Annotated in this window: 30 protein-coding genes; 12 read left to right on the plus strand and 18 right to left on the minus strand. The window is 64.0% G+C overall.

The features are described from left to right. Window positions 1-5: 5 nt before the first annotated feature. The 5 genes from IVB50_RS23745 to IVB50_RS23765 form a co-directional block, all read right to left on the minus strand. Entirely contained in the window at window positions 6-710 is a 705-nt protein-coding gene (locus IVB50_RS23745; protein ID WP_018456325.1) for a GrlR family regulatory protein, read from the minus strand. A gap of 398 nt (window positions 711-1,108) precedes the next feature. Next, window positions 1,109-1,930 carry a tetratricopeptide repeat protein gene (locus IVB50_RS23750; protein ID WP_018456324.1) on the minus strand — a complete coding sequence of 274 codons (822 nt, stop codon included), beginning with the start codon at window positions 1,928-1,930 and terminating at the stop codon, window positions 1,109-1,111. A 32-nt stretch (window positions 1,931-1,962) separates the two neighbouring features. Then, the gene (locus IVB50_RS23755; protein WP_026233140.1) at window positions 1,963-2,646 is read right to left on the minus strand and encodes a substrate-binding domain-containing protein; all 684 of its coding nucleotides are present in this window, start codon (window positions 2,644-2,646) and stop codon (window positions 1,963-1,965) included. 18 nt (window positions 2,647-2,664) lie between these two features. Next, window positions 2,665-3,366, minus strand: coding sequence for a GrlR family regulatory protein (locus IVB50_RS23760; RefSeq protein WP_018456322.1), 702 nt, complete (start codon window positions 3,364-3,366; stop codon window positions 2,665-2,667). 194 nt (window positions 3,367-3,560) lie between these two features. Continuing rightward, the gene (locus IVB50_RS23765; protein ID WP_018456321.1) at window positions 3,561-4,595 is read right to left on the minus strand and encodes a glutamine synthetase beta-grasp domain-containing protein; all 1,035 of its coding nucleotides are present in this window, start codon (window positions 4,593-4,595) and stop codon (window positions 3,561-3,563) included. A 538-nt stretch (window positions 4,596-5,133) separates the two neighbouring features. Between IVB50_RS23765 and IVB50_RS23770 the strand changes: the two genes are divergently transcribed. From IVB50_RS23770 to IVB50_RS23780, 3 genes are all read left to right on the plus strand, one after another. Continuing rightward, a complete protein-coding gene (locus tag IVB50_RS23770) occupies window positions 5,134-5,337 on the plus strand; it encodes a DUF2735 domain-containing protein (RefSeq protein WP_007591835.1) in 204 nt (67 codons plus the stop codon). 168 nt (window positions 5,338-5,505) lie between these two features. Then, window positions 5,506-6,249, plus strand: coding sequence for a tyrosine-protein phosphatase (locus tag IVB50_RS23775; RefSeq protein WP_247297460.1), 744 nt, complete (start codon window positions 5,506-5,508; stop codon window positions 6,247-6,249). Between the two features lie 40 nt (window positions 6,250-6,289). Beyond that, window positions 6,290-6,970 (plus strand): SDR family oxidoreductase, encoded by a 681-nt coding sequence (locus IVB50_RS23780; RefSeq protein WP_026233139.1) that lies wholly within the window; start codon window positions 6,290-6,292, stop codon window positions 6,968-6,970. Here the strand turns inward: IVB50_RS23780 and IVB50_RS23785 are convergent, their stop codons facing one another. After that, complete coding sequence (locus IVB50_RS23785; RefSeq protein WP_018456317.1) at window positions 6,971-7,318, minus strand: GrlR family regulatory protein; 348 nt, start codon at window positions 7,316-7,318, stop codon at window positions 6,971-6,973. A 143-nt stretch (window positions 7,319-7,461) separates the two neighbouring features. Here IVB50_RS23785 and IVB50_RS23790 point away from each other — a divergent pair, with 143 nt between their 5' ends. After that, on the plus strand, window positions 7,462-8,148 hold the full coding sequence (locus tag IVB50_RS23790) for a DUF2161 family putative PD-(D/E)XK-type phosphodiesterase (RefSeq protein WP_018456316.1): 687 nt from the start codon (window positions 7,462-7,464) through the stop codon (window positions 8,146-8,148). A 95-nt stretch (window positions 8,149-8,243) separates the two neighbouring features. Next, window positions 8,244-8,549 (plus strand): hypothetical protein, encoded by a 306-nt coding sequence (locus IVB50_RS23795; RefSeq protein WP_018456315.1) that lies wholly within the window; start codon window positions 8,244-8,246, stop codon window positions 8,547-8,549. A 79-nt stretch (window positions 8,550-8,628) separates the two neighbouring features. Here IVB50_RS23795 and IVB50_RS23800 read toward each other — a convergent pair whose 3' ends face one another. The 7 genes from IVB50_RS23800 to IVB50_RS23830 all read right to left on the minus strand — a co-directional run bounded on the left by IVB50_RS23800 (window position 8,629) and on the right by IVB50_RS23830 (window position 15,072). Then, a complete protein-coding gene (locus IVB50_RS23800) occupies window positions 8,629-9,258 on the minus strand; it encodes a GNAT family N-acetyltransferase (RefSeq protein WP_026233138.1) in 630 nt (209 codons plus the stop codon). A 151-nt stretch (window positions 9,259-9,409) separates the two neighbouring features. Beyond that, window positions 9,410-9,811 (minus strand): PaaI family thioesterase, encoded by a 402-nt coding sequence (locus IVB50_RS23805; RefSeq protein ID WP_026233137.1) that lies wholly within the window; start codon window positions 9,809-9,811, stop codon window positions 9,410-9,412. Between the two features lie 82 nt (window positions 9,812-9,893). Continuing rightward, window positions 9,894-11,096 carry a kynureninase gene (gene kynU, locus IVB50_RS23810; protein WP_018456312.1) on the minus strand — a complete coding sequence of 401 codons (1,203 nt, stop codon included), beginning with the start codon at window positions 11,094-11,096 and terminating at the stop codon, window positions 9,894-9,896. A gap of 8 nt (window positions 11,097-11,104) precedes the next feature. Next, window positions 11,105-11,944, minus strand: coding sequence for a tryptophan 2,3-dioxygenase (gene kynA, locus IVB50_RS23815; RefSeq protein ID WP_018456311.1), 840 nt, complete (start codon window positions 11,942-11,944; stop codon window positions 11,105-11,107). Between the two features lie 33 nt (window positions 11,945-11,977). Next, window positions 11,978-12,787, minus strand: coding sequence for an alpha/beta hydrolase (locus tag IVB50_RS23820; RefSeq protein ID WP_247297461.1), 810 nt, complete (start codon window positions 12,785-12,787; stop codon window positions 11,978-11,980). Window positions 12,788-13,015: 228 nt separating this feature from the next. Continuing rightward, on the minus strand, window positions 13,016-14,293 hold the full coding sequence (locus IVB50_RS23825) for an ArgE/DapE family deacylase (protein ID WP_018456309.1): 1,278 nt from the start codon (window positions 14,291-14,293) through the stop codon (window positions 13,016-13,018). A 53-nt stretch (window positions 14,294-14,346) separates the two neighbouring features. Further along, entirely contained in the window at window positions 14,347-15,072 is a 726-nt protein-coding gene (locus tag IVB50_RS23830) for a pyridoxamine 5'-phosphate oxidase family protein (RefSeq protein ID WP_247297463.1), read from the minus strand. 74 nt (window positions 15,073-15,146) lie between these two features. Here IVB50_RS23830 and IVB50_RS23835 point away from each other — a divergent pair, with 74 nt between their 5' ends. Then, complete coding sequence (locus tag IVB50_RS23835; RefSeq protein ID WP_247297464.1) at window positions 15,147-16,619, plus strand: PLP-dependent aminotransferase family protein; 1,473 nt, start codon at window positions 15,147-15,149, stop codon at window positions 16,617-16,619. Window positions 16,620-16,686: 67 nt separating this feature from the next. Beyond that, the gene (locus tag IVB50_RS23840; protein WP_018456304.1) at window positions 16,687-16,935 is read left to right on the plus strand and encodes a DUF6719 family protein; all 249 of its coding nucleotides are present in this window, start codon (window positions 16,687-16,689) and stop codon (window positions 16,933-16,935) included. A 3-nt stretch (window positions 16,936-16,938) separates the two neighbouring features. On the opposite strand, the gene IVB50_RS23845 is transcribed toward IVB50_RS23840, so the two are convergent. Together IVB50_RS23845 and IVB50_RS23850 are read right to left on the minus strand one after the other, a co-directional pair. Beyond that, the gene (locus tag IVB50_RS23845; RefSeq protein ID WP_026233136.1) at window positions 16,939-17,301 is read right to left on the minus strand and encodes a hypothetical protein; all 363 of its coding nucleotides are present in this window, start codon (window positions 17,299-17,301) and stop codon (window positions 16,939-16,941) included. 35 nt (window positions 17,302-17,336) lie between these two features. Then, a complete protein-coding gene (locus IVB50_RS23850) occupies window positions 17,337-17,501 on the minus strand; it encodes a hypothetical protein (RefSeq protein WP_018456302.1) in 165 nt (54 codons plus the stop codon). A gap of 417 nt (window positions 17,502-17,918) precedes the next feature. Between IVB50_RS23850 and IVB50_RS23855 the strand changes: the two genes are divergently transcribed. Continuing rightward, the gene (locus IVB50_RS23855) at window positions 17,919-18,122 is read left to right on the plus strand and encodes a hypothetical protein (RefSeq protein ID WP_026233135.1); all 204 of its coding nucleotides are present in this window, start codon (window positions 17,919-17,921) and stop codon (window positions 18,120-18,122) included. A 55-nt stretch (window positions 18,123-18,177) separates the two neighbouring features. On the opposite strand, the gene IVB50_RS23860 is transcribed toward IVB50_RS23855, so the two are convergent. Then, window positions 18,178-18,726, minus strand: coding sequence for a CreA family protein (locus IVB50_RS23860; RefSeq protein ID WP_026233134.1), 549 nt, complete (start codon window positions 18,724-18,726; stop codon window positions 18,178-18,180). Between the two features lie 208 nt (window positions 18,727-18,934). On the opposite strand from IVB50_RS23860, the gene IVB50_RS23865 reads away from it, so the two are divergent. From IVB50_RS23865 to IVB50_RS23880, 4 genes are all read left to right on the plus strand, one after another. Beyond that, window positions 18,935-20,518 (plus strand): L,D-transpeptidase family protein, encoded by a 1,584-nt coding sequence (locus tag IVB50_RS23865; protein WP_085384887.1) that lies wholly within the window; start codon window positions 18,935-18,937, stop codon window positions 20,516-20,518. Window positions 20,519-20,610: 92 nt separating this feature from the next. Then, window positions 20,611-21,180 carry a glutathione peroxidase gene (locus IVB50_RS23870; protein WP_085352959.1) on the plus strand — a complete coding sequence of 190 codons (570 nt, stop codon included), beginning with the start codon at window positions 20,611-20,613 and terminating at the stop codon, window positions 21,178-21,180. Between the two features lie 165 nt (window positions 21,181-21,345). Then, a complete protein-coding gene (locus IVB50_RS23875; protein WP_018456296.1) occupies window positions 21,346-22,371 on the plus strand; it encodes a polysaccharide deacetylase family protein in 1,026 nt (341 codons plus the stop codon). An 8-nt stretch (window positions 22,372-22,379) separates the two neighbouring features. Continuing rightward, the gene (locus IVB50_RS23880; RefSeq protein WP_018456295.1) at window positions 22,380-22,931 is read left to right on the plus strand and encodes a dihydrofolate reductase; all 552 of its coding nucleotides are present in this window, start codon (window positions 22,380-22,382) and stop codon (window positions 22,929-22,931) included. An 11-nt stretch (window positions 22,932-22,942) separates the two neighbouring features. Here the strand turns inward: IVB50_RS23880 and IVB50_RS23885 are convergent, their stop codons facing one another. Together IVB50_RS23885 and IVB50_RS23890 are read right to left on the minus strand one after the other, a co-directional pair. Next, window positions 22,943-23,395: a DoxX family membrane protein gene (locus tag IVB50_RS23885; protein WP_018456294.1), complete on the minus strand. Its 453-nt coding sequence runs from the start codon at window positions 23,393-23,395 to the stop codon at window positions 22,943-22,945. A 291-nt stretch (window positions 23,396-23,686) separates the two neighbouring features. Beyond that, complete coding sequence (locus IVB50_RS23890; RefSeq protein ID WP_018456292.1) at window positions 23,687-25,996, minus strand: NADP-dependent malic enzyme; 2,310 nt, start codon at window positions 25,994-25,996, stop codon at window positions 23,687-23,689. Between the last annotated feature and the right edge of the window lie 33 nt (window positions 25,997-26,029).

Genomic DNA, 26,029 nt, shown 5'->3' on the forward strand with positions numbered 1-26,029 from the left:
CCGCCCTACGCCCGCCGCATCAGCTTGAGCGAGGCCGCGAGCCGCAGGCTGCGCTTGCCGGCGAGCGCGATGCCTTCGAGTTCGCCGCTGTCCGCCGTGCAGGTTCCGGAGAAGCCGATCCCGACCTCATAGCCGCCGAACACGGGGTTCTCGCCTTTTGCCGGCGTATGCTCCTGGTTGAGGATCTCGCCCTTCCAGCGGCCGTCAGCCGAGGAATAGGAGCCGAGATAGTAGAAGAACGCATCTCCGCCGAGGATGCGGCCGTCCATCAGCAGCATGACGCCGGAGAGCCCGGCATCGACGCCGTCGAGCGCGCGCAGATGGATCGCATAGAGCCCGTTCACCACCCCGCCTGGACCGATCGTCCCCTGCGGCGGCAACCCCTCGTCATCGAGCCGCGTGAGATTGGCCCAGAAACCGGCGCCCGGCATCGTGTCCGCGCTGCCCGCGAGACGGATCTGGTTGCCGACGAGTCGGCCGCGCGCGCCGATCGCGGCGACATCAGCCCCCATCAGCGGCTTGTAGTTGGGATCGTCGTTGTGCCGTTCGGTGATGACTTCGGCGATGATCTCGCCGTCGCGCTCGAAATAGCTTCCGAGATGCGCGAAGGCCGAATTTCCGCCCAGCAGCTTGCCATCATGCATGCACATGATGCTGCGGCCGAAGGCATCGTTGACGCCGTATTCAACCTTGTAGAGCCCGTCCAGCAACGCAAGTGACCCGCAAAATCATAAGGAAAGCACGCGCTACCTAGCACTGCCATCGCATCAAGACCATCGGGCTTTTTCGCGCAGGGCCATTCGCGAAGCCACGCCCTGCCATGATGCCATCATGCGCCTGTTTTGCCCGACGGCGCAAGCAATTTCGGCAATTCCGCATATGGCGATTTCACACCATTTGCAGGCCTGTGATTTCAACCACTTGGCTACTGTGCATGGGGTTGTTTTTCGAGTTTTTTTGTTTGGCCGGTCGCGAACGGCCTTGCGCACTCACCAAAGCCGGCTTCGAACCCGCCGGCCGAGGCGCTACGGCATGATCCGGAAAAATGCGCAGCGGTTTCCCGAAAAGATCATGCTCACAAATAAATCTACAGCGCGTTCATCGGGCTTTAGAAGCACAGCGTGGTGACGAGCTTGCCCTGCTTGTCCTTGATCGCATAGGGACAGCGCAGCCGCTCCAGCGCCTGCTTGGCATCCTCGTCGCCGAGCGCTGCGGCGCGCTCGTAGTAGGATTTCGCGGCGTCCTTGTCCTTTGGCCCGCCGCGGCCCTCCTGCGCGAAGGCGCCCATCCGCTCCAGCGCGCCGGGATGGTTTTGCGCGGCAGCCTTTTCGAACAGCGCGCGCGCCGCGGCGTCGTCCTTCGCCCCGCCCGTGCCTTCGGAGAGCATCATGCCGAGCTGGTACTGCGCCTCCGCGTTGGTCTCGGCGGCCTTGCCCAGCAATGCGCGCGCCTGTGCCGGATCGGCCGGCGCGGCACCGCCGCTGCCGCCAAGCGCGGCGAGATTGCTGATGCCGCGGGGATTGCCGGCCTGCGCCGCCTTCTCGAACAATTTCCGCGCCTGCGCTTCGTCCCTGGCGACGCCGGAGCCGGTACCGTAGGCCACGCCGAGCTCGACCATCGCCGCACTCGATCCCTTGTCGGCAGCTTTGCGCCAGGCTGCCATCGCGTCCGCCGGTTGCCGGTTGGCCGCATAGGCGCGGCCGAGCGCGAACATCGCGCGCCGCGACGACGGCGCGGCCTGCTTGCAGAACTTGATGGCGGTCGCAACGTCGGAGGCCGCAATCTCGGTCGCGCCCCTGACGTCGGCCGGCTTGTCGGGATCGCTGGGATCGGCCGCGACCCGGTCGCACAGCACGAGGTCGGCCGATTGCCCATGCCCCGACAACGGCACCGCAAGCGTGAGAAGGATGGCAACGAGGAAAGTCCGCATGGACGCCAGGTTGCGTCGCAGTCTCGGCAAATTCAAGGCTCGAGTCCCGATTGGCGCAGCACGGGGACCACCTCGGGCGATGCCAGATAGCGCAGCAGCCGGTCAGCGGCGTCGGCGTTCTCGGCGTTTGTCATCCGACCGGCGGAGAACACGGCCGGCGTTTGCAGATCGTGCGGGATCGGGCCGACCACCTCGATGCCTTCGACCTGCTTCAGCTCGCTGATCTGCTGCACCGCGAGGTCGGCCTCGCCGCTCACGAGCCGCTCCGCGGTAAAGCCCTGCTCGACGATGGTGGCCTTGGCGTTGATCTCTTCCGCGATCCCCATCTGCGCGATCAACCGGGCGAAATAGACCCCGCTCGCCCCCAGTCGCGAATAGGCCACCGACCGCGCCGCGAGCAGCGTGTTGCGCAGTGCGGATGCCGTGGCGATGTCGGGATGTGCCTGCTCTGCCCGCACCGCGATGCCGACGAAGGAGCGCGCGAGATCGGCAGCGCTCTCGGCGATCACACGGCCCTCGCCGATCATCTCGTCGAGCCCTTCGCGGGTGAGGATGACGAGATCGGCGGCCTCGCCGTCGCGCAACCGTTTGAGCAGCGCCAGCGTCGGCGCGAAATCGGCATCGATGTGGACGCCGGTCGCGGTCTCGTACGCGGAGGAGAGGCTGCGCATCGCGCCCATCAGGCCGAGCGTCGAGAGCATGCGAATTGTTTCCATCAGCGATTCCCGTGACGATCAGGCGCGGTGCATCAGCTTGAGCGCGGCGGTCAGGCGCAGGCTGCGCTTGCCGGCGAGCGCCGTTGCCTCCAGCACCGCCTCTTCGGCATCATAGGTGCCGGAGAAGCCGATGCCGACCTCGTGGCCGCCGAAGATCGGATCGTCCTTGGCCGGCGTGTGCTCCTGATTGAGGATCTGGCCCTTCCAGCGCCCGTTGGCGGCGGTGTAGCTGCCGAGATAATAGAACGATGCATCGCCGCCGAGGATGCGGCCCTTGTTGAGCAGCATCACGCCGGTGAGACCGCCGTCGACGCCATCGAGCATGCGCAGATGCACCGAGTAGAGCCCGTCGGCGATACCGGCCTCGCCGACACCGCCGGCGATCGGCATCTCGTCTTCGGTGATCGGTGTCATCAACGACTGAAAGGGTACGCCGGGCAGCTCCTTGAGCTCGCCCTTGAAGCGATAGAGATCGCCGTCGGCCCAGCCCTTGGCAAGCAACGTCGCATCGTCCGTGCCCGCCATGGCGCGATAGTTCGGATCGGGGTTGTGGCGGACGGTGTTGATCACGACGTCGACGCCGGCTTCGGTCTTCACGTAGGTGCCGATATGGGCGAAGGCCGAATTGCCGCCGAGCATCTTGCCGTTGCCGGCATGCATCACGCTCCGGCCGACCCGGTCGCCGAGCTGAAATCTCACCTTGTAGAAGCCTTCAAACACCAGCCGTCCCCGGCCCTGCGCGCACCCAGACGCAGTCTATCCCGCTTTCGGCGGCGATGGACAAGTTTCCGGCCATGAGGTCCGATGAGTCTCCGCAACGGCTGTCAGCAAAATGAAAAATCCGCCGAAGCCTTTCGGCTTCGGCGGATCGAAGTCCAACCGGGGCCAGCCCCCCAGCCCGGGCCGGGAGGATCTTAGGCGGCGGCCTTCTTGTCGGCCGGCACGGAGGCGATCGTCTTCAGGATCTGCGAAGCGATCTGATATGGGTCGCCCTGCGAATTCGGACGACGGTCTTCCAGATAGCCCTTGTAACCATTGTTGACGAAGGAGTGCGGCACGCGGATCGAAGCACCGCGATCGGCAATGCCGTAGCTGAACTTGTTCCAGGGCGCGGTCTCGTGCTTGCCGGTCAGACGCTTGTCGTTGTCCGGGCCGTAGACGGCGATGTGGTCCATCAGGTTCTTGTCGAAGGCCGCCATCAGCGCCTCGAAGTACTCCTTGCCGCCGACCGTACGCATGTACTCGGTCGAGAAGTTGGCGTGCATGCCGGAGCCGTTCCAGTCGGTGTCGCCGAGCGGCTTGCAGTGGAACTCGATGTCGATGCCGTACTTCTCGGTCAGGCGCAGCATCAGGTAGCGGGCCATCCACATTTCGTCAGCGGCCTTCTTGGAGCCCTTGCCGAAGATCTGGAATTCCCACTGGCCCTTCGCGACTTCCGCGTTGATGCCTTCATGGTTGATGCCGGCAGCCAGGCAGAGGTCGAGATGCTCTTCGACGATCTTACGGGCGACGTCGCCGACGTTCGAGAAGCCGACGCCGGTGTAGTACGGACCTTGGGGCGCCGGATACCCCGAGGCCGGGAAGCCGAGCGGACGGCCGTCCTTATAGAAGAAGTATTCCTGCTCGAAACCGAACCAGGCGCCGGAATCGTCAAGGATGGTGGCGCGCTTGTTGGTCGGGTGCGGGGTCTTGCCGTCGGGCATCATGACTTCGCACATCACGAGCACGCCGTTGGTGCGGGCGCCATCCGGGAACACCGCGACCGGCTTCAGCACGCAATCGGAGCTGTGGCCTTCAGCCTGCTGGGTGGAGGAGCCATCGAAGCCCCAGAGCGGAAGCTGCTCGAGCGTCGGGAACGACGCGAATTCCTTGATCTGAGTTTTGCCGCGCAAGTTCGGAGTCGGCGTATATCCGTCGAGCCAGATGTACTCGAGCTTATACTTGGTCATTGAGCCTCTCTGTAGATGATGCGAAAGGTGGGGGCCGCAGGCCCCCGCACGATTGTTTACCCGGCCAACATCGGCCGACCCTTTCCAAGCATTTAACGTGCCAAAAGGCCGCAGCGCGGGAGGTTTTCCACCGCCGCCGGCCCCCTCTTCCCTCCCGGCGGATCGGCCAGTGCGCCGCGCGTCATAGCGGCGCACCTTTGCGTGAAGCTGCATCGCAAAAATCCCGCGGAAATCGCCCGATTTTGAAGCAGGCCGGCCCGGGTCTAAGGTTGCCGGCTAAACGCGCATCAACGTCGGGCAATATTCGCCAAGACTGCGACCGTCGCCCGCAACCTTCGCAACGGCCCACGCGTTAGCCACCCGAGCGCTGCCTTAGAGGAAGCAGAATGCAGTCTGCCTACAAAATAGGCCAACGCTGATTTCCTTTTCAGCACTTTGCATTTCGGAATGCACGGCCGATATGGGGATTCCAGTAACCACAAGCCAACGAGTCGGGCGCACCATGGAGGCCAGCGCTGCGATCTCGGGAGATAATGCAATGATGAACAATGGACTGAGTCACGGATCTGCACAGATCTACCAATTCCCTGTCGGGGGCCGCTCGGCTCTCGGGGGGCGCCGCAACGGTGAGACCCGCCTTCCCGCCAACCACGCCTCGCTTCCCGTGAACGAGACGATTTGCAGCGGCAGCTGGTACCATCAGGAAGCAGTCGATGAAGCCAAGCCGAAATGGGATCGCTGATGCCTGCGTTCGGTTCAATACCGCCGCGGTCTCTCGATGCCCGGCGTCAGTTCGAAAAAGGGTCGAAACAACGGTGTTTCGGCCCTTTTCCATTCCGGACTTGATTGCGGGATTATATGGTCGCGCAGGTGATCACAGACCGTTTCAAATGCCTGACAAGACACCTCCATGAAAGACTTCCCTGCCCGCCATCTCGCCCTGCAAGGCGCCAGCAATTTTCGCGACCTCGGCGGCTATCCGACCGCAGATGGCCGTATCACGCGATGGCGGCAGATCTTCCGCTCCAACCATCTCGGCCAGCTCACTGCTGCCGATATCGAGATCGTCCGCGCGTTGGGCGTGCGCAGCGCCTTCGATTTTCGCGGCGTCGAGGAACGCGCGGCGGGTGTCTGCGTGGTCAACGAGATCGCCGTGCATTCGCTGCCGATCGAGCCGACAGTCGTGGCTGCGCTGCGCGCCGAGCTCGGCAGGGGCAGGTTGACCGCGCCGGTCGCGCTCGAACTCATGCGCGAATCCTATCGCAACTATGTACGCCACAACACGGCCAGTTTCCGCAACCTGTTCGGGCATCTCCTGGAGGACCGCGCGCCGCTCGTGATCCACTGCACCGCCGGCAAGGACCGCACCGGCTTTGCCAGCGCGCTGATCCTGCATGCGCTCGGCGTATCTGATGACGTCATTGCCGAGGATTATCTGCTGACCAACCAGCACTACAAGCGCGACGCATCAAACGTCTCCGATCTTCCCGCCGATGTTCTCGACGCGATCGGCAACGTCGAGGCCTCGTATCTTGCGGCTGCTTTCGAGGCCGTCGGTAGCGAGTATGGCGATCTCGAAACCTACTTGCGCGACGGTCTCGAGCTCGGCACACCGGAGCGGATCGCACTGAAGGCGCGCTATCTGCAATCGTAGGCGGCCGTAAATCTTAAGCGGCCGTGCCGGGAGAACAATGATGCAAGGCAAGGTTCTGATCGTGACCGGCGCACTCGGCGCGCTCGGCAAGGTGGTCGCCGAGACCGCGCTGGCACGCGGCGCGCGCGTGGCCGGCATCGACCATGCGCCATCGCAAATCTCCGCGATGCCTGAGCGCATCGAGATCGGCGGCGTCGATCTGTCCGACGCAGCACAAGCAAAGACGGCGGTCGAGGCAGCGGCGAGACACTTTGGCGGGCTCGACGTGTTGGTTAACATCGCCGGTGGCTTCGCCTTCGAGACCGTCGGCGACGGCGACGTCAAGACATGGCAGCGCATGCATGCGCTCAACGTGCTGACGGCACTCAACGCCTCGCAGGCGGCCCTGCCGCATCTGGCCGCGTCCAAGGCCGGCCGCATCGTCAATATCGGGGCCATGGGCGCGCTTCAGGCCGGCTCCGGCATGGGCCCCTATGCGGCGTCGAAAGCCGGCGTCCACCGGCTCACCGAGGCGCTGGCGAGCGAGTGGAAAGGCAAGGTGACCGTGAACGCGGTGCTGCCCTCGATCATCGACACCAAGGCCAACCGCGCCGACATGCCGAAGGCCGACTTCGCCAAATGGGTGACACCGCAGGAACTCGCCGAAGTCATTCTGTTCCTCGCCAGCGATGCCGCCAGCGGCGTCACCGGCGCGCTGATCCCGGTTGGCGGGCGGGTGTAATCAATCCGGCACCAAGAGCCGGAGATTGCCTCTGAAACGGATGCTCTGCTTGCCGGCGAGCGCGATGCCCTCGCCGTACGCGGTCTCGCCATTGTAAGTGCCACTGAAGCCGATGGTCACGACCTTGCGGCCCCACACCGGGCGCTCGTCGAACGAGGGGGAATGCTCCTCGTTGGTCAGCTCGCCCTTCCACTTGCCGTTGGCCGAGGTGTAGCTGCCGTAGGCGAAGAAGAATGAGTCCCCGCCCCGCATGGTGCCGTCGCGCATCACCATGACGCCTTGGTTGCCGCCCTGAACGGCATCCAGCATTTCGATGCGGATATGATAGAGCCCATTCCTGATGGTCATCTTCGTGAAGCGCCCGATTGTCCCACCCGCAGGATAGCCGGATCATCTGTTCCCGATCAAATGGCGCAGAGCTCTAAGTCCACTCCGGGGCTAAACTGCCGCAGACTGATTCTCCGATCGAACGTGACATTCGGAAGCTTCCTTTGGAAACCACGCTCTATCTGCCTGTCAAACGCTTCCTCGAAGAGCTCGGCTTCACGGTCAAGGGCGAGATCGGCGGCTGCGATCTCGTGGGCCTCAGCGCCGGCGATCCTCCGGTGGTGGTGATCGGCGAGCTCAAGCTGACCTTCAATCTCGAGCTGATCCTTCAGGCGGTCGATCGTGCACCGGCCGGCGACGAGGTCTGGATTGCGGCAAAGATGTCAGCGCGCGGCAAGGGACGCGAGACCGACGCACGGTATCGCAATCTCTGTCGCCGCCTCGGCTTCGGCATGCTCGGGGTGACCGACCGCGGTCAGGTCGAGGTGCTGGTGAAGCCGCCGACGGCAGCCCCACGCCGGGAGCCGAAGGTCCGTTCGCGCCTGGTCGCAGAGCATCAGCGCCGCCAGGGCGATCCGGCGCTGGGCGGCAGCACGCGCGCGCCGATCATGACGGCCTATCGGCAGCAGGCACTGGCCTGCGCCTCGGAGCTCGCGGCAGGCCCGCGGCGGGTGAGCGAATTGCGCCGGCGCTGTCCCGATGCCGGCAAGATCATGCTTAACAATGTGTATGGCTGGTTCGAACGCACCGAGCGGGGAATCTACGGGCTGACGGAAGCTGGCCAGGCGGCGCTGAAACGCTGGCCACAACAGCGGGTTGCGGATGTTGCCGGTCTCCCGTCACTACCCTGACACCCAACCGGTGCATAGCTGAGATGCCACACCGATTTCATATTGCAATGCAACATAGACGGCACTAGGTATCCCGGCATCGAAACGAGGCCGTTATGAACGCAAACTGGAATACCAAATATGGCACGCGGCGCGTGCGCCACGATCCCCCGACCTTAGACGAGGCGATCTTCGCCGCCGTCGGCATCACCGATGATCAGGAGCAGCAGGCCGAGATCGCCGCAGCCTTGATGGGCATGCCGCTCGATGTCGTCCAGGCCGAGGTCAAGAAGCAGGTTCGCACCAACAGCCGCATCACCTCGACCCGCGTGATCGCCGGCGAACAGGGTGCGCAGCGCTCGGTGGTGGTCGAACGCCGTGTCGTGCGCCGCTTCGGCAACGACAAGCGCACCGGCACCTGACGGCCTAGTCCCTACATACAATACAAAAGCGGACCGGTTTTGCCGGTCCGCTTTTTTGATTCCAATCGGATTTTTCAGGTCAGGCGGCGCGATTGCCGTAGATGCTGGAGATGATCTTCCAGCAGGTCGAGTTGAAGCTGATAAGAGCGCGGCCGGCCCTGAATGGCGAGGCCGCGAGATCAGCGAGTTCGTCCTCAGGCGCCTTGGCGAGATCGATCGTGCCGGTCGATTCGCCATGACGGAATTGCAGATGCGCCCCGAACTTCCTGGCGAGCGCGCGCATCGGGTGATTCTCGGCGCCGGTGGTGATGCGCAGGCGCTTGTAGCCTTTCCAGCGCGCTTCCGCGATCAGGCGGCTGAACAGCACGGTGCCGACGTTCTGGCGCCGCGCCGAAGCTTCCACGCTGAAGGCGACCTCGGGCAGCGAATCGCCCTCGGGCGGATGCAGCTCGGCCGCACCGCGGACCACGCCATCGACGATATAGGCGACAATAACGGTGCCGTCCTCGGCACAGCGGGCGGCGTAACGCTCGATAAAACTGTCGTCGAGAAAACCGTTGAAGCGGTCGTGCCGGCTTTCGGCATCGAGCCTCAGCAGGTGATCGCGCAAAAGCGGCAATTCTTCCTGCTGGCTCAAGGTCCGCACGTAGCCCTGAACGGACTTCGGGCGGTTGGTTATTTCAAGTCCAAAATCTGCTGCGAGTGACAAGTCAAAACTCCTCTTGGTGTCCCTCGAGGAGGCGTTCGAATCCCTAGGCCTCCAATATTGTGCATCGCAACAAACTTTTCAAGACGGGAACCTGCCCAAGTTTCGGGCATCGGAAGCGACTAATTCTTTAATAAAATCAAGCCCCCCGTATTCACACGAGGACCAGCTGGGTCTGCGTCACAACGGCAACCAGCTTGCCGTCCTCGGTCTCCAGCCGGGTGGTCCAGACCTGGGTCCGCCGGCCTCTGTGGATTGGGGTGGCGGTCGCGATTACCGTGGTTCCCTCCTTGGCCCCGCCGATGAAGTTGGTCTTGCTCTCGAGCGTGGTCGTGCCCTTGGCGTCCTCCGGCAGATTGATCACGGTGGCCGCCGCGCCGACGGAATCGGCCAGCGCCATCACCGCGCCGCCGTGAATGGTATGATGAAGCGTGCAGAGATCGGGCCTGACCGTCATCCGCGCCACCACGCGATCCCTCTCGGCCTCGACGAACTCGACGCCCTTGAGTTCGGCAAACGGCATCTTCATTGCTTTAAGTTTATCGAGCGGCGTCATCGGATCTCCTCCCAAATCATTCTGCTCACAGGGTGAATTGCTCTTCGCGGCAAAGCAATGACGGGGAGACAGCGTTCGTACCTCACGTCACCGCATTCACCACCTGATACTCCGGCCGCCGCCAAATTTCGCCCGCGATCACTTCTTCGATGAACTCGGCTGCCCGCACGATCTCGCCCTCACCGATATACAGCGGCGTGATGGCAAATCTCATGATGTCAGGCGCGCGGAAATCGCCGATGACGCCGCGGGCGATGAGAGCTTGCATCGCGGCATAGCCGCCGCCGTAGGCGAAGGAGACCTGAGAGCCGCGACGCTCATGCGTGCGCGGCGTAACAAGCTTCAAGGACGGACAGCGGCGTTCGACCTCGGCAATCAGGAGATCGCCGAGGGCCAGCGAGCGGGCCCGGACCTCGGCAATATCGACGCGATCCCAGATGTCGAGCGAAGCTTCCAATGCCGCCATTGCCAGCACCGGCGGCGTTCCCACGCGCATGCGCTCAACGCCACCTGCGGCCGCATAGGCAAGCTCGAACGCGAACGGCTTTGCATGCCCCATCCAACCCGACAAAGCGGCGCGCACGCTGTCGGCGTGGCGCGGCGCAACGTAGAGGAAGGCCGGCGCGCCGGGGCCGGCGTTGATGTATTTGTAGGTGCATCCAGCGGCGAAATCCGCGCCGGTGCCTGCAAGGTCAACCGGCAGCGCGCCGGCCGAATGCGCGAGGTCCCAGACCGTGACGATGCCGAGCGCATGCGCTCTTGCAGTCAGCTTCGCCATGTCGTGGCGCCGTCCGGTGCGGTAATCGACCTCGGTGATGTAGAGCACCGCGATCTCCTCCGACAACGAAGCCTCGATCTCCTCCGGCGCCACCAGGCGCAATTGATGGCCACGGCCAAGGGTCGCGATCAGGCCTTCGGCCATGTAGAGGTCGGTCGGAAAGTTGCCGGTGTCCGATAGAACGACCTTGCGCGACGCGTTCATGTCGAGCGCGGCGGCGAGCGCCTGATAGACCTTGAGCGACAGCGTATCTCCGACCATGACGGAGCCGGCTTCCGCACCGATCAGGCGCGCGATGCGATCGCCGACATGGCGCGGCTGGGCATACCAGCCAGCCGTATTCCAGGCGCGGATCAAGTCATCGCCCCACTCGGCGGTGATGACGCGGCTGACGCGCTCGGCAACGCCAAGCGGCAACGCGCCGAGCGAATTGCCGTCGAGATAGATCACACCGTCCGGCATATGGAACAGCGCTTTGGTGTCGTCGTAGACGCGAAGCTTGGTCATGGAATTCTCTACAGGATCGTGCGCACGCGCCAGAGTTCCGGAAACAGCTCGACCTCCAGCATGCGCTTGAGGTAGCTGACGCCGCCGGTGCCACCGGTGCCGCGCTTGAAGCCGATGACGCGCTCGACCGTCGTCACATGGTTGAAGCGCCAGCGCCGGAAATAGTCCTCGAAATCGACCAGCTTCTCGGCGAGCTCGTAGAGCATCCAGTGCGTTTCCGGCGCCTCGTAGACGATACGCCAAGCCTGCAGCACACCTTCATTGAAGCTATGAGTCTCGCGAACATCGCGCGCCAGCACGGCCGCAGGCATCTTGAGCCCGTTGCGGTCGGCGAGCCGCAGCACCTCGTCATAGAGGCTTGGCGTTGCGAGCTCGGCTTCGAGCAGCTGCGTTGTTTCCAGATCGTGCGCGTGCGGCTTGAGCATGGCGTGGTTGCGGTTGCCGAGCAGGAATTCGATCTGCCGGTATTGCCGCGACTGGAAGCCTGAGGACTGGCCAAGCTGCGAGCGGAAGCGCGTATACTCGCTGGGCGTCATGGTGCGCAGCACGTCCCAGGCGCCGTTGAGCTGCTCGAAGATGCGCGACATCCGTGCCAGCATCTTCATTGCAGGCTGCACCTCATCCTTCGCGATCGAACGGCGTGCGGCGCTGAGCTCGTGGATGGCGAGCCGCATCCACAGCTCGGTGGTCTGATGCTGGATGATGAACAGCATCTCGTCATGGGCTTCCGACAGGGGATGCTGCGCGCCGAGGATCGCGTCCAGCGCCAGATAGTGTCCATAGGACATGCGCCGGGCGAAATCGGTCTCAGCGCCTTCGCTTGCGGGATCGTATTGGCTGGACGTCATGGCAGGCCCTTTCGATCGATCTTCAAGGCCTCGTCAGTCGAGGCCGATCAGGCGCGCGGTGGTGGGCGACGACGGGTCCTTGAGGGCGTCGATCACGGTGAAATGGTTCAGCCCGGGATCGACGACAAGACGCGTCGGCACATCGAAACCAGTCCAGACGTTGGCCATCAGATCGGACTGGCGGATGAATTCGGGCCGCTCGTTGCCACCGACCCAGGCGGTCACCGGCGAAGGCCCGCGCGGCAGATGCAGCGCCGCGCTTTCCAGCGTCGCCTCCTCCATCGTCATGCGCAGGGTGTCGTTCATCCTGGTCTTGAGCAGCGGACGCAGATCATGCAGGCCGCTGATGGACAGCGTGCCGGCGACGCGGTTGTAGACGGCGGGCTCCAGCCGGCTGTCGTCGCACAGCATACGCGTAACGAGATGCCCGCCGGCGGAATGGCCGGCGAGCCGGATCGGGCCCGCGACCAGCGAGGCCGCCTTGGCAATCGCTGTGGTGATTTCCGCCGTAATGTCGGAGATGCGCGCGGCCGGCGTCAGCGTGTAGCTTGGCAGTGCCACCGTCCAGCCGTGATGGCGCGCGCCTTCGGCGAGATCAGTCCATGTCGACTTGTCGAAGCGCATCCAGTAGCCGCCGTGGACGAACACGACGAGGCCCTTGCTGTCGCCGTCGGGCAAGATCAGATCGAGGCGCTGGCGCTCACCGGGGCCATAGGCGATGTCAGCGCGAAACTCCTTCAGCCCGGCGCGATAAGCCGCCGCCCGCTCCGCCCACAGCGCCTGTATCTTGTCCGAGCCCGGGATATGGGCCGAATTGGCGTAGGCGTCATCCCAATCGCGCATCGTGCTTCCTCGACGGACTCAAGGCCTTGTGGACCAGGCGCCAGTCTGCCACCAGCGCGGGCGGCATCCTAGTCTTTCTTTAAGCTTAAAGGATTTGGGCGCCGGTGGATTGGGCAGCCGGAAGATGGTTCGTTCCCCAGGGCGCAGCGCAGCGTGAAACGATGCGCTGCTGAACCGCGGTCCAAATGTGCGGTGACGTGGGTCCTGGCTCTGTCCGGGACACGAGGGCTACCCCTGCTCCACCCCGCACCAATCCGCGATGAACAGCGCCATTGCCTTGGTCGTCTTTTTCAGCGAGTCCAGATCGACATATTCATTGAAGCCGTGCATCTCGCCGCCACTCGCGCCGAAGCACAGGCTCGGGATGCCGTGATTGAGGCCGTAGAAGCGGGTGTCGGTAAGCGCGGTGAAGACGAGGTCTTCGATTTGGCCGCCATAGACGGTGCTGAAGGCCTTGCCGAACGCCGCCTCAGGCGCGGTGGCATTGGTCAGCTCATAGCCTTCCGACAAAAAGCCCGACCATTCGATCTCCGGCGGATTGTTGGCGAGGAAGCGGTGGTTGCGTGCGGCGGCGGCGACACACGCAAGAATCTCCTTCTGGTGCTCGGCGATCGACCAGCCGGGCAACACGGCAATCCGGCAATCGACGTCGCACCAGGCCGGCACGCTGGAGGCCCAGTCGCCGCCCTTGATGATGCCGGGGTTGAAGTTGATGGGATGGTTCAGCGTCTTGAAGTGACGATCGGCTTTCGCGCGCTCGTTCCACTCGATCTCGAGTTTTTGCAGCGCCTGGATCAAATGATAGGCCGCCATGATTGCATTCGCGCCGGAGCCGGCGAAGGCGACATGGGTCGGATGGCCCTTCACGCGCAGGCGGAACCAGATCACGCCCACCTGCGAGCGCACCATCTTGCCGCCGGTCGGCTCAGGAATGAAGCAGGCATCCGCACGATAGCCTCGTTGAAGCGTCGAGAGCGCCCCGACGCCGGTGCTCTCCTCCTCGATCACAGACTGGAAGTGAATCCGCGCCGTCGGCCTCAGGCCCGCGGCCCTGATCGCATCGAGCGCGGAGAGCGCTGCGATGGTGCCCGACTTCATGTCGCAGGCACCGCGACCGAACATCTTGCCGTCCTTGATGACGGGCGAGAACGGCGGGGTGTCCCACAATTCCAGCGGCCCCGCGGGCACCACGTCGCAATGGCCCTGGAGGATCAGCGATTTGCCCGCCTCGGTTTTGGGCCGGTACGTGCCGACCACAGTGCGCGCCTTCGAAAAATCGTGCTCGATGGGCCCGAAGCCGCGCAGATCCTTGAGGTCGTCGACATTGATGTGCCAGTCGTCGACCTCGTAGCCGCGCGCGCGCAGGAGGTCGCCCATCATGTCCTGGCATGGCCCCTCCGCACCGCGCGTCGAGGGGATCGCGACGAAATCGCGTGTGGTCGCGAGCTGGGCTTCGAAGCCGGCATCAACGGCGTCAAGAATCCTCTGCTGCGTTTCGGCATTCATCAGGCAACTCCAATCGGCATTGAGATCATCGATGGAGCGTAAGCTAACCGATTTCAGCCGTTCGGGTACTCTGCAAAATAGGCATCCCGCAATGCGTCTTCGAGCAGCCGGCCCTCCGAATAGCCATTCAGTGTCGCCGGCCGGCTCACGCCGTCGAGCAGCCGCGGGCAAGGTTCCGGCGCACCGAGCACGGTGCGCACCGGGATGCGCTCGGCATAGATCGGCAATTCATAGTCCTCGTCGTCGTCGGCGACACCCTTGGCCCGGATTTTCGCGGAGGCTTCCTCGATCTCCATCGCGATAAAGGAGGTCGCCTTGATCTCCTGCGTGTTGCTCGCCCGCAGGCTGGCGGTGCGATCCGGGAAGAAGCGGTCGACCATCGCGATCACCGCGCGTTCTTTCTCCTCGGGATCGGTGACGAGATAGGCGGTGCCGAATGCCATCACGGCGCGGTAATCGGCCGAGTGATTGAACCCGCAGCGCGCCAGCACCAGGCTGTCGAGATGGGCGACCGTCAGGCACACGCGCTCGCCCAGGGTCTGGTTGCGCAGCATGCGGCTGGCGCTCGAGCCGTGCCAGTACAGTTTCGTCCCTTCGCGCCAGAAGAAAGTCGGCGTGCAATAGGGCTGGCCGTCGATGGCGTAGGAGACGTGGCAGAGCATCGAGGAATCCAGGATGCGATGAACGGTGTCGTGATCGTAGAAGCCGCGGTCGTGACGGCGCTTCACCTGATTGCGCGCGGATGTCGGATAGGAATTCTGGTTCTCGGTCTGGCTCACGGCCGCTCCTGTCGGATTTGAACAATTCCAGAGCAGTTGTATCCGTGGATTTGGTCTGCGATAGTGCCAATTCCATGCGAAAAATTCCGACCAATTCTGTCCCCTCGCCGGCCAAAGCCGAGCTGCCGCTCGACCTCGCAGGCCCGCACATCACGGCTGGCGCCTCGTCGGCGCACCGGCTGTATCAGGCACTGTGCGAGATGATCGTCGGCGGTCTGGTGAAACCCGGCGAGCCGCTGCCGCCGTCGCGCACGCTGGCCAAACAGACCGGCTTTCGGCGCAATGCCGTCGTCACCGCCTATGAGCGGCTGATCGCCGACGGCTTTGCCGACGCAACCGTCGGCTCCGGCACCTTCGTCGCCGCGCGCATCCCCGCGCGCGCGGCCGAGCCGAAGCGGCCCAAGATCAGCGTCGAAACGCCGGGGCAAGGCGCGTTTTCACTCGGCTGCACCCATATCGACGCGCGTGCCGTGCAGCATTTCCGGGCCTTTGTCGGCCGTCGCATGCGCGCCTTCGGCGCGGAGCATCTGCACTATGGCGATCCCCGTGGCAGCCGCGAACTGCGTGCGGCGATCGCCGATCATCTGTTGTCGGCGCGGGGCCTGCGCTGCGATCCCGATCAGATCATGCTGACGTCAGGCACGCTGCACGCGCTGCGCATCTTGCTGAGCGCAATCCTGAAGCCCGAAGATCAGGTCTGGTGCGAGGACCCAGGTTACCCCGCCGCGCGAAAAACCATCGCGCATTGCGGCTATCGTGCCGTCTCCGTTCCCGTCGACGCGCACGGCATGCGTGTCGCCAAAGGCCGCGCAGCGGCGCCGTCCGCGCGCGCAGCCTATGTGACGCCGTCGCACCAGTTTCCGCTGGGTGTGCAGATGTCGATGCCGCGGCGGCTCGAGCTGCTGGACTGGGCCAGGCAGGCCGGCGCCTTCGTGCTGGAAGACGATTACGACAGCGAATTCCGTTACGACGGCGCGCCGCTGATGTCGCTGGCCGGCATCGATCACCTCCAGCGCGTGATTTACATGGGCACGTTCGCCAAGACGTTGTTTCCGGGCCTGCGCATCGGCTATTGCGCCCTGCCCGAGCGCTTGATTGCGGATGTGACCGCGGCGCGGGCTGCGCTCGACCGCTTTCCCGGCACGCTGATCGAGGGTGCGGTGGCCGACATGCTCAATTCCGGCGCGTTCGCGGCGAACCTGAAGCGCGTGCGCAAGCTTTACCGCGAGGCGCGCGACGCGCTGGCCGGGAGGCTCGAAGCCGCATCCGATGGCGTGCTGTCGGTGCCGGTCCCATCACAGGGTCTGCATCTAGTCGCCCGGTTCGATCCCTCGGTCGATCTGTCTGTGGCGGCGAAAGCCAAGCAGGCCGCGGGCGCCGAAGGCTGGCTGTTGGCCGACACCTATTCACGCGCGCGCCCACAGCCCGGTTTCGTGCTGGGATTTTCCGGCCACGCGGTTTCGAAGCTCGTGGCCTCCGCCGAACGACTCGCGCGGGAATCGCGAGCGGCCTTGCGCGCGAGGAGCAAGCCGGCCGGGCGGGCATGACGAACGTTCACTATGAGAATCGGCTGCCGCTCCCTACATTGCGACATCGATGCTGGGAGCTCTCACCATGCTGCTACGCCGCGCGACTTGCCTCTCGCTCCTGATCTTCATCGCACTCGCTGCGACAGCGCGCGCAGGTACCGTCGGACGCGAGCAGGACATCGTCGACCTCAAGCTCGGCCAGCGCGTTCAAGTGGACGACGGAACCTGTCCCGCCGGACAGGTCAAGGAAGTGCGAGGCGCCAAAATGACCGACAAGGGCGTCGCACGGACGAGCATCTGTGTGTCGCGGTTTGGTCCAAAATCAAAGCGATGAGCGCTACTTCGCCGGATCGAACATGCATTGCAGGGTCGGCTTGGCGATCTTGGTGAAGGTCGGGCCGATTTCGGTCTGCTTTGCGGCCGGCACCCAGTCGGTCTCGATCGTCGGCACCCCGGTCTCGCTGATGCCGCGCAGCAGGGCCTCGCGAAGATCGCGATCCTCGACGACGGCGGCAGCATGATCATGCAGGCAGCCGCAGACCTCTTCCGGATGCTCCCACCGTCCGAGCATGCGCGGCGCGCATTGCCTCACGAACTCGGTACGGGGATCGGGTAATCTGGATGGAGAGCGCACCTGCGCCTGAACGGCACTGATCGTCAGAAGGGATATGAACGCCGCAGCGCAGGAACGAACAAGCATGATGGCCTTTATTGGCTGATTTTTCTTGTTGGCGATCAGAAGCGCGCGGCAACCACGATCGGCTGCGGTGCCGGGATCATGATCGGCGAGCCGCTGTACTGGAAAGTACCGATACCCGGGACATTGCCGTCCGGCGAGCCTGCGAACGAGGAGCCGGCGAGCACGAAACCGAAAGCAAGGATGAGGCTGAGCGTGCGCATGAAGTTCTCTCCGAATTCGGTGGCCGGCGTGCGCCGTCGTCGTCGTGAGGTTGATAACCATGGGCGGTTTCGCGCGTGATGCGCCAAAGCCGGAAAATGGTTTCGTCTCCGTGAGAATTGTTTCGTCCCGCTCGAGGCGACGACATATTCCATGGAAAATCTCAATCTTTTCAGATGGGTCGTGCGGTCACCCAATGTAGCTTGGCAGGTTCCGGCGAGCTCGGATGCGCCGCGGAACGCCGGCGCCGTCATGATCCCGCCTCACACCCTTCACATGCGTTTTACGTTTTTCTGCTGAAGAGAAGCCGAACGAAGGCTGGGTCCTGTCGAACCGGGGGCGCTTCGACTGCGACCCAAGCTATCGAGACCGAGGACGCCCGAGCATCGCCGAGCGTGTTCATGTGAGGAACAGCCATCATGACCGCGCAGAATCGCGCAACGACGCGCGATGCGGACCAACGAACGGACCGCCGGGAGCAACGACCTGTTCACAGCCATTCGCCTGGCGAAATGGCGCTACAATCGAGCCGGGGCTTTGAGGCCACGCCGCAGTCATTCGTGCGGCTGACCGGCTCGCATCTTGCAAAACCGCGCGCCATCCGCGCTGACATCATCGAGTGAACGCAAACCCCTCACTGAGTGCACGCGAGAGCGTCACTGAGTGAACGCAAGAGCGTCACTGAGTGAAGAACTCTCCGCACTTCTGGACGTTGGCGTCCGCCGGTCCCCACGGCATGACCGGCACGGTCGAGGTCGAGTTCTTCGGCGAACCCTCGATCAGCCTGTCCGAATAGACCATGTAGACCAGCACGTTGCGCTTCGCGTCACAGCCGCGCACGATCTGCATCTTCTTGAAGAACAGCGAGCGGCGCTGGCGGAACATGTCGTCGCCCTGCTCCATCTTGTTCTTGAACTTGATCGGGCCGACCTGACGGCAGGCGAGCGAAATGTCCGAGACTTCCTCGGCAAGGCCCAGCCAGCCCTTGAAGCCGCCCTTCTCCGGCACCGTAAAATGACAGGCCACGCCCTCGACTTCAGGATCGTCGAGGCCGTAGGTCGCAAGCTTGTCGTTCGGGCTCATCCATTTGAACACGGTCGAGCGGCGAAAGATCAGATCCGGCTCGTCGGCGGCGAAGGCGGACGCTGCCGGCACGGTCAACGCCATGAGGAATAAAGCGAGGCCTTTCAAGCGGATGCTGGAAAGACTGCGGAAACGAGATGACATGAACCTCTCCGGTAACAACTTCCAGCAATGTAGGGATGAGGCGACCGATCAGGAAGACGACCGGCAAGCCGACACGGCCGCCGTTTACCGCTCCGTGAGGCTTTTTTGCTACGCTTTGGACAAATGTAGCTGATGGCAGAACCGCCATGCTGGTGAACGCGTATCCCCTCTGAGAGACTAACATCTGATTTGGATTATGGATTCGAGGATGAACAGCGTGAACGGGGCCGGTTTTTCTGCCAAGCCGACGCGGCTTTGGCAGGTCGCCATTTTGGCGGCGGCGGGTGCGATCGGCACGGCAAGCCAGGCGGACGCAGCGTTTTATTACTGGACGGACTATTCCGACGGGTCCTACGGGCGCCAGGAGCGCCATCTCGACGTCCCGCGCCAGAAACCGCAGAAGCGCGGTGCGGTCGGCAAAAAAGACCTTGTTGCCGAAAAAGAAGCCGGCACCAAACCGCAAGGTCCTCTCGTCATCGTCGTCTCGATCGACCGGCAGAAGGTCACGGTCTACGACAGCAAAGGCGTGTTCGCGGAATCCCCGGTTTCGACGGGCATGAAGGGCCATTCGACGCCGATGGGTGTGTTCAGCGTCATCCAGAAGCACAAATTCCACCACTCCAACATCTATAGCGGCGCGCCGATGCCGTACATGCAGCGGATCACCTGGTCGGGCGTTGCCATGCATGCCGGCGTGCTGCCGGGCTATCCAGCCTCGCACGGCTGCATCCGCATGCCGATGGCGTTCGCGGTGAAGATGTGGAACTGGACCAGGATGGGCGCGCGCGTGATCGTTTCGCCCGGTCAGATGTCGCCGCAGAAGTTCTCACATCCGCTGCTTGCCTCGCTGCGCGTGCCACCGCAACCCGCGGCCAGCCTCGAGCCGCAGACCAATGCCGGCGACAAGGCCGACAAGGGCACAGCCAATACCGCGGCCACCGAAGCAAAGCCGGTTGAAACGAAAACCGCCAGCGCCGACGGCGTGCCCGAGCTGCGCTCGTCGGTCGGCCACACCGTGATGTCGGACGTGACCACCGGATATGCCCCAGCCCGCGAGGAGGCCCCGGCATCGGCCGACAACACCGAGACAACGGCAAAGCCCGAGACCAAGCCCGCTGAGGCGGCGGACGCGGCCAAGCCAGAGGCCGGAGACGCCGCGCAGCCCGCGAACACTGAAGCGAAGCCTGTCGACGCCGCGGAGACGCCGAAGTCCGAACTCGCGAAGACATCCGATGCACCGGCCGCGGCGCCAGCGCAGGCGGCCACGACCGACGTCAAGAAGGACGAAACCCGCGTTGCCGATCCGGCGCCCGTGGCAAAACCTGAAGCGCCCAAGCGAGCGGGCCAGATCGCGGTCTTCATCAGCCGCAAGGATTCCAAGCTCTACGTGCGGCAGAACTTTGCGCCGCTGTTCGAGGTGCCTGTCACAATCGCCGCGAGTGATCGGCCGCTCGGCACGCATGTCTTTACCGCCGAAATCGACAAGGCCGATTCCAATGCGCTGCATTGGTCGGTGGTGTCCTTGCCAGTGTCGGTCCGTTCTGCCGCGCGCGAAGATGACGGCCGCGTGACAGGCCGCCAACGTGGCGCGGCGGTGATTCCCGTCGCCGTAAAGCCTGTGGTCCCGCCGGACAGTCCAGCCGAGGCCCTGGACCGCGTCTCGATCCCGGCCGACACGATCGCGAGGATCAACGAAATGCTGACATCGGGCGGCTCGATCATCGTCTCCGACCAGGGCATCAACCAGGGCGAGACTGGCGAAGGCACCGATTTCATCGTCCGCCTGTACTAACGCGCCTCATCGCGGCAGATAACGCCGTGTTGACGACGCCGCTCGCACCGACGGGGTAACATGCGCCCCGGATCATTTCGGGGGACGCCGTTATGATGAACCGCAGGACCATACTCATCGCCGCCTTTGCAGGCACGCTGGCGCCGGCGACGCGTGCACTGGCGGATGGCGGCATGAGCCGAATTTCCGCCTACGCCTTCTCTTTCCCGGCATTGTCAGGCGACGACATCCGCCTTGCGGCCTTCACTGGCAGGCCGCTGCTGGTGGTGAACACCGCTTCGCTCTGCGGTTACACGCCGCAATATGCCGGCCTGCAAGACATCTGGAGCGAGTTTCGCGAACGCGGCCTCACCGTCATTGGCGTGCCCTCCAACGATTTCGGCGGACAGGAGCCCGGCGGCACCAGTGAGATCTCGGAAACCGCCCACCACCAATACGGCGTTACCTTCCCCATCGCGGCCAAGGCCATCGTGGTCGGTGCAAAGGCGCATCCATTCTACAAATGGGCGGCAGAGGCGCGCCCGCGAGAAGTTCCGCGCTGGAACTTCCACAAATATCTGATCGGCCGGGACGGCTATATCGCCGATGTCTTTGCATCCGCGGTCGAACCGACAGACACGCGGATCAAGACGGCGATCGCCAAGGCGCTGGCCGACACTTGACGCCACGCGTCCCCAATCCGGTTGGGCACAATTGGGCTGGCGCGCCAAACAGCCGTTGCAATGGCGAGGGCCCACCATCTAGGCTAGGATTGTTATGGGCAGGATGGTTTTGCCGAAGGCGAAAAGCCGCGGCGGAACAACGGGATCAATCTCGAGGACAACACCATGCGTGTGGCGGCAGGACTGATATTGGCAAGCGCGATGTCTCTGGCGATGACGGGCGCGGCATGGTCGCAGACCCCGGCTGCAAAGCCCGCCGCCGCGACGCAGGCCGCACCGGCGGCAACACCGGCTGCGGCTGCGCCCGCTGCAGCTCCCGCACCCGCTCCTGCAGCAGCCGCCGCGCCGGCGGGCTTCGTCAATCCTCCGCCGCCTAAGCAGGCGCCCCAGCCCGCCCGCGCAGCCTGCAACACGCCGGGCGCGCTTGGGGTCGCCCGCACCGTCGAGATCGACACCACGGGCGGTCCTGGCTTCGGCTTCGAGCATTTCAAGGAGCTCGATTTCCTGCGCGACCACGAAGTGGTGCTGACCTTCGACGACGGCCCCTGGCCCAAGAACACGCCCGCGGTGCTGAAGGCGCTCGCCGACGAGTGCACCACCGGCATCTTCTTCTCGATCGGCAAGCACGCGACCTACGAGCCGGAGATCCTGAAGCAGGTCTACGCGGCCGGCCATACCGTGGGCACCCACACCTGGTCGCACGCCAACCTCAACAACAAGAAGCTCACGGAAGCGCAGCGCAAGGAAGAGATCGAGAAGGGTCTTTCCGCGGTGAAATGGGCGCTCGGCGGCATTTCGCCCTCGCCTTTCTTCCGCTTCCCGGCGCTCCAGCATCCGCCGGAGATGGTCACCTATCTCGGCAACCGCAACACAGCGATCTTCTCCTGCGACATCGACTCCTTCGACTTCAAGGCCTCGAAGCCCGAGAAGGTGATCGAGACCGTCATGAAGAAGCTCGACAGCAAGGGCAAGGGCATCATCCTGATGCACGACTTCCAGAAGCACACTGCGGAAGCCCTGCCCGAATTGCTCAAGCGCCTGAAGGCCGGCGGTTACAAGGTGGTGGCGATGCGCGCCAAGTTCCCGGCCTCGACGCTGCCGGAATACGACCAGGAACTGCTCAAGGACGTCAAGCTGCCGACGGTGAGCACCCGGCCGGTCAACAGCGTCGTGACAACGGTTTCCGAATAGCCGCGCCCTTGTCCTTTCGGATCGAAGGCTACGTCATCGTCTCCGCGGACGGCATGCTCGCGGACGCCGACCATGTCATGCCCGACAGCCTGAAGTTCGAAGGCGACAAGCTGTTCTTCGAGCAGGCGCTCGATCGCGCCGCGCTGATCGTGCACGGCCGTCACTCGCATGAGCAGCAGCCGAATTCACCCAAGCGCAAGCGCCTGATCCTGACCCGCAAGATCCAGACTCTGACCGTCGATCCCGAGATGCCGAACGCGACCTTGTGGAATCCGGCTCACACCAGCTTTGAGGACGCCTGTGCGTTCGCCGATGTCGCTTCCGGCACCGTCGCAATCATCGGCGGCCCCGTCGTGTTCGACATGTTCATGGATCGCTACGATACGTTCTGGCTGTCGGAAGCCCCGCACCTTCGGCTGCCCCGCGGCGAGGGCTGTTTTGTCGAAGTACCGGGGCGCACGCCTCAGGAGGTGCTGGCCTCACACGGGATGAAGCCGGGCGCGCCGTATCTGCTCGACGCCGCGCATGACGTGACGGTGACGCCATGGCGCAGGACGTAGTGGCTTAACCTTTATACGTCCCCGTAGGCCGCTTCGGCCGGACGCGTGGCGCGCCCGTAGCCCATGATCATGAACAGGGCGCCGATGATCGACAGGTTCTTGAGCGCGTCGACCAGCATCTTGCCGTTGTCAGGCGGCACCTGGTTCCAGAAGTCGTAGAACAGGAAGGTCGCGACCGCGACATAGATAATCATCAGCATCGCGAAGAAGCGCGCGCCGAAATTCAGCGCGATCATCACGCCTGCGATGATCTCGAGCACGCCGACTGCGATCGCCAGCAGTTGCGGCGTGGTCATGGCCGTCGCCGTCTCGATCTGCTTGGCGTAAGGCGCGATCATGTCGGGCATCACGACCTTGGCGGCGATGAAATCAACGGTCGCCTGCATGGCAAACAGTCTTGCCGCACCCGTGTAGATGAACAGCACGGCGAACAGGATCCGCCCGAAAGTTACGAACGCTGGCATGATCGGCCTCTTTGCTCAGGCTTTTGAATTCTCGCGAAAGCACTTCGCGATTATGAAGATACATTCGCCGGTTTACAAACGGGGAAATGGCTAACTGCGAGCAATTCAAAGTTGGTGGCCCGGCACTGCACCTTCTTACCTTGTGGGAGAAGGTGCAGTGCCGGATGAGGGGTCTCGCTCTGCAAATTCAACCGTGAGAAATGTGCGCGCGGAAGCAACCCCTCACCCGTCTCGCCGCTCCGCGGCGAGCCACCCTCTCTCACAAGGGGAGAGGGGAAGGCCACGCACGCCCTACGTAAACAACGTCGGCTGCTGCCGCGACGCGCGCTCCTGCGCTTCCACCACAGCCACTGCGGTCATGTTGAGGATGCCGCGCGCCGTTACCGACGGGGTGAGGATGTGAGCCGGGCGCGCCGGGCCGATCAGGATCGGCCCGACGGGGAGCGCGTCCGCCAGCGACTTGATCATCTGATAGGCGACGTTGGCGGTGTCGAGGCTTGGCATGATCATGATGTTGGCTTCGCCCTCGAGCTTGGAGTGCGGCAGCACCATCTTGCGCGCGGCGGCCGAGAGCGCGGTGTCGCCTTGCATCTCGCCGTCGGCCTCGAGTTCCGGATGCTTCTCCTTCAGGAGCTGGGTTGCCCGGCGCATCTTGCGCGAGGATTCCGTGTCGTAGCTGCCGAAATCCGAATGCGAGACGAAGGCGATCTTCGGCTTGATGTTGAAGCGTTGGACGTGGACCGCCGCGAGCGAGGCGATCTCGGCGAGCTCTTCGGCGCTCGGATTGGGCCGCACCTGGGTGTCGGCGATGAAGAAGGCGCCCTTGCTCGTGATCAGCAGCGCCAGCGCCGCATAGTCGCTGATTCCCGGGGTGAACCCGACGATCTCGCGAACATGGCGCAGATGGCTCATGTAGCGGCCCTCGACGCCGCAGAGCATGGCGTCCGCCTCTCCGCGCACCACCGCGAGCGCCGCGATGACGGTGTTGTTGGTGCGCACCACCGTGCGCGCCGCATCCGGCGTCACGCCGCGGCGGCCGGCGACCTCGCCATAGGACTGCACGTAGGAGCGGTAGCGCGGATCGTCCTCGGGATTGACCAGGTCGAAGTCCCTGCCGGCCTTGATAGACAGGCCGAAGCGCTCGATGCGGGCCTCGACCACCGACGGACGTCCGACCAGGATCGGCATCGCCAGCTTCTCTTCCAGCACCACCTGGGTGGCGCGCAGCACGCGCTCATCCTCGCCTTCGGCGTAGATCACGCGCACCGGTTGGGTCTTGGCCTTGGCGAACATCGGCTTCATGACGAGGCCGGAGCGGAAGGCGAAGCGCTCGAGCAACGCGGTGTACTCGTCGAAATTGGTGATGGGCCGGGTCGCAACGCCCGATTCCATCGCGGCCTTCGCCACCGCCGGCGCGATGCGCAGGATCAATCTCGGATCAAAGGGACTCGGGATCAGCGAGCCCGGGCCAAACCCTTGCGTCTCGCCGGTATCGAAGCCTTGCGCGACCGCATCGGACGGCGCCTCGCGCGCGAGCTGCGCGATGGCCTCGACGGCGGCGTGCTTCATCTCCTCGTTGATCGCGGTGGCGCCGACATCGAGCGCGCCACGGAAGATGAAGGGAAAGCACAGGACGTTGTTGACCTGGTTCGGATAGTCGGAGCGGCCAGTGCAGATCATGGCGTCGGGACGGGCTTTGCGCGCCTCCTCCGGCATGATCTCCGGCGTCGGATTCGCGAGCGCCATGATGAGCGGCTTGTCGCCCATCGCCTTGGCCATCTCGGGCTTGAGCACGCCCGGTGCGGAGAGGCCGATAAAGATGTCGGCGCCGCCGATGACGTCGGCGAGCGTGCGCTTGTCGGTCTTCTGCGCATAGACCGCCTTCCAGCGGTCCATCGTGGTGTTGCGGCCTTCGTGAACAAGGCCGTCGATGTCGCAGACCCAGATGTTCTTGCGCTGCGCCCCCATCGACACCAGCAGGTTCAGTGTCGCAAGCGCTGCGGCCCCTGCCCCCGATGCCACGATCTTGACGTCCGACAGGTTCTTGCCGTTCAGGCGCAGACCGTTGGTGATCGCGGCGGCGACGATGATCGCGGTGCCGTGCTGGTCGTCGTGAAAGACCGGGATCTTCATGCGCTCCTTGAGCTGCGCCTCGATCTCGAAGCATTCCGGTCCGCGGATGTCCTCGAGATTGATGCCGCCGAAGGTCGGCTCGAGCGCGGCCACGGTCTCGACCACGCGTTCGATGGTGTCGGCCGCGATCTCGATGTCGAACACGTCAATGCCGGCGAATTTCTTGAACAGGACCGCCTTGCCCTCCATCACCGGCTTCGAGGCCAGCGGGCCGATATTGCCGAGGCCGAGCACGGCGGTGCCGTTCGAAACCACGGCAACCAGGTTGGAGCGTATCGTCAGCGTCGCCGCTTCCGCGGGGTTCTTGGCGATCTCCATGCAGGCGGCGGCGACGCCGGGGGAATAGGCCAGCGCGAGGTCGCGCTGGTTGGCGAGCGGCTTGCTCGCCTGGATCTCGAGCTTTCCGGGGCGCGGCAGCCGATGATAGGCCAGCGCCGCCTGGTGGAGATCATCAGAATAGGACGACATGCGGTGTCTTGCCTCGCGTTACCGGCCTCAAAC

Source organism: Bradyrhizobium sp. 87 (assembly GCF_023073015.1).
Lineage (GTDB): Bacteria > Pseudomonadota > Alphaproteobacteria > Rhizobiales > Xanthobacteraceae > Bradyrhizobium > Bradyrhizobium canariense_D.